We start from the raw sequence: 2,832 nt of genomic DNA on the forward strand, positions 1-2,832 counted from the left end.
GCCAATTGGCATGACCGTCGCTTCGTTCAATTCGGTGTCGCTCGATCCGCCGCTGATTCTTTTCTCGGTAGACCGCCGCAGCTTGAGTCTCGCCGATCTTTGTGCATCCGACAGCTACGCCGTCAACGTGCTCGAAGAGTCGCAGCAAGACATGTCGAACCGGTTCGCGAAGGGCAACGGCGACAAGTGGGGCTGGCGCGACGCCGCGACGGACTCATGCGACGCCCCCGTCCTGCTTCCCGACACACTCGCGACCTTCGAATGCGAACCGTATGCGCAATACGACGGCGGCGACCACGTGATCTTCGTCGGCCGCGTGACCCGTCATCGGACACGCTCGCAAGGACGTCCGCTCATTTTCTTCGGCGGCCGCTACCACACGCTCAACGGCGTTCACGCAGCGTCGGCCTGAAGAGGCAGACGAATTCATTCCTGGAGAACATCATGATCAAAAACGGCACTCAACATATTGCGTCATTGCGCGACGGACGTCAGGTCTATCTGGACGGAAAGGCGGTCGGCGACGTCACCGCGCATCCCGCATTCCGCAATTCGATCCGCAGTTACGCAAGTCTCTACGACTATCAGGCGCGCCCGGAGAACGTCGAGAAGATGACTTTCGTCTCACCGGATTCCGGCAACCGCGTGAGCCGCATCTGGGAACTACCGACGTCCTATGAGCAACTGGTCGAGCGGCGCTCCGCACTCGAAGCGTGGACCGAGTTGCACTTCGGCTTCATGGGCCGCTCGCCGGATCACGTCGCGTCGTGCATCTCGGGCATGTTCATGGGAATCGACCTGTTCGAACAGTACGACCCGGCCCGCGCAGGCGCGCTGCGCGACTACTACAAATATGCCCGCGACAACGACCTCTTCCTGACGTACGTGATCGTCAATCCGCAAGCTAATCAGTCGAAGTCGGCGCACGAGCAGGAGGACAAGTATCTCGCCGTGGGCATCGTCGACCAGGATGCGGAAGGCATCACGGTGCGCGGCGCGAAAATGCTCGCGACGAGCGGCATCATGGCAAACGAAGTCTTCTGCAGTTGCATTCAGCCGCTGCGCGAAGGCGACGAGATGTACGCGCTTTCGTTTGCGATTCCGATGAACGCCAAGGGCATGAAGGTGATGTCGCGCAAGTCCTACGAGGCGCACGCGCAATCGGTTTTCGATAACCCGCTGTCGAGCCGCTACGACGAGAACGACGCGGTGCTGTATTTCGACGATGTCAAGGTGCCGTGGGAACGGATCTTCGTCGCCGGCGATGTGTCGATGTGCGCGAAGCAATTCCATGCGACGCCGGCGCACGTCTACCAGAACTATCAGTGTCAGGTGCGGCTGATGACGAAGCTGCGCTTTCTCGTCGGTCTCGGTCTCAAGACGTCGGAAATCAACGGCACCAACGCGTTCCCGCAAGTTCGCGAGACGCTGGGCCAGTTGGCATCGGAAGCGTCGATGGTCGAGGCGTATGTCTATGGCATGGAGGCAAAGGGCAGCGTGGTCAACGGTTACTACGTGCCCGACCGTAACATGCTCTACAGCTCGCAGGTGCTCACTCAGCAACTCTATTCGAAGATTCTCAACACGCTGCGCGAACTCGCGGGCGGCGGAATGATCATGCTGCCGTCCAGCCTGCACGACTTCGAGAATCCGGACCTCGCCCGCATCATCGAGAAGACCCAGAAGTCGCCCGTTTGCAGCGCCGAGGAACGCGTGAAATTCTTCAAGCTTGCATGGGACGCGGTCGGCTCGGAATTCGCCTCGCGGCACAACCAGTACGAACTGTTCTATGCGGGCGCTTCGTTCGTGACCAAGGGTCACGCGTATCGCAGCTACGACTGGCGGCGCGCCACCGGTCTCGTCGACAACCTGCTGTCCACCTATTCGCTCGATGCGGAACTTGCGAAGACGCGCCAGGCGGCCTGACATCGATTGAACGCAAATCAGCATTCCCCACAGGAGAGAAACATGGCTATCAACAAACTTCACGACGAGTTTCATGGACTCGACATGGCAGAAGGCTGGCAGTTGCCGGAAGGCTATGCGCCCGGCTCCGGCGCGCAGGAGCTGATCCTGTCCGGCGCGCTCGACACCGACGGCAAGCGCGGCAGCCGCACGCGTCTGTTGCGCCTGCCCGCAGGGATGCATACGACAAAGCCGTTCGTCCACGACTACTGGGAGGAAGTGTTTCTCGTCGAAGGCGATCTCACCGTTGGCAATGACGAGAAAGGCGAGGGCGGCGAGCCCTTTGAAGGCTACACCTATGCGGTGCGTCCGCCAGGCGCGTGGCATGGCCCGTTCAAGTCGAACGGCGGCTGCGTGCTCCTCGAAGTTCACTACTACGACCCGGCCTGATCATGCTGCCCGCTCTCGAATCATTGCGCGCCCAACTCGCCGACGGCCGTCTCGTTGCGGCGACGCTTCTCGCGTCGTGCGTCGAGCGAATCGGCGATGGCTCGGGCGAAGGTGAGCGCGTCTTTCCGCACGGCCCGAGTCCGGCGGCCGCAGCGCAGGCAGCAGCAAGCGACGCGCTGCGCCGCTATGGCGTCGCTGGTCCGCTCTCGGGCATTCCGGTCTCGGTGAAAGATCTCTTCGACGTGCAAGGTGAAGTCACGCGCGCCGGCAGCAGGATTCTTCCCGAGCGAGCCGCCACACGCGACGCCGTCGCGATCGGCAGACTGCGTGGGGCAGGCGCGGTGTTCGTCGGCCGCACCAACATGACGGAGTTCGCGTATTCGGGCCTCGGCATCAATCCGCACTTCGGCACGCCCGCGAACCCGTTCGACAGAAGCGCGGCGCGCATTCCGGGCGGCTCGTCGTCGGGTGCGGCGG

Annotated in this window: 4 protein-coding genes; all 4 read left to right on the forward strand. The window is 62.1% G+C overall.

Annotated elements, in window-relative coordinates:
* A partial coding sequence (locus AWB67_RS35960) for a flavin reductase family protein (protein WP_087660633.1) occupies positions 1–412 on the forward strand: 412 nt, incomplete at its 5' end.
* A 32-nt stretch (positions 413–444) separates the two neighbouring features.
* Positions 445–1,926: a 4-hydroxyphenylacetate 3-hydroxylase family protein gene (locus AWB67_RS35965; protein ID WP_087660631.1), complete on the forward strand. Its 1,482-nt coding sequence runs from the start codon at positions 445–447 to the stop codon at positions 1,924–1,926.
* 42 nt (positions 1,927–1,968) lie between these two features.
* Positions 1,969–2,355, forward strand: a complete 387-nt coding sequence (locus AWB67_RS35970; protein WP_087660632.1) for a cupin — start codon at positions 1,969–1,971, stop codon at positions 2,353–2,355.
* Between the two features lie 2 nt (positions 2,356–2,357).
* Positions 2,358–2,832 (forward strand): amidase family protein (locus AWB67_RS35975; RefSeq protein ID WP_268808163.1); only part of this gene is annotated, 475 nt, incomplete at its 3' end.

This window comes from Caballeronia terrestris, from assembly GCF_001544515.1.
Classification (GTDB): Bacteria; Pseudomonadota; Gammaproteobacteria; order Burkholderiales; family Burkholderiaceae; genus Caballeronia; species Caballeronia terrestris.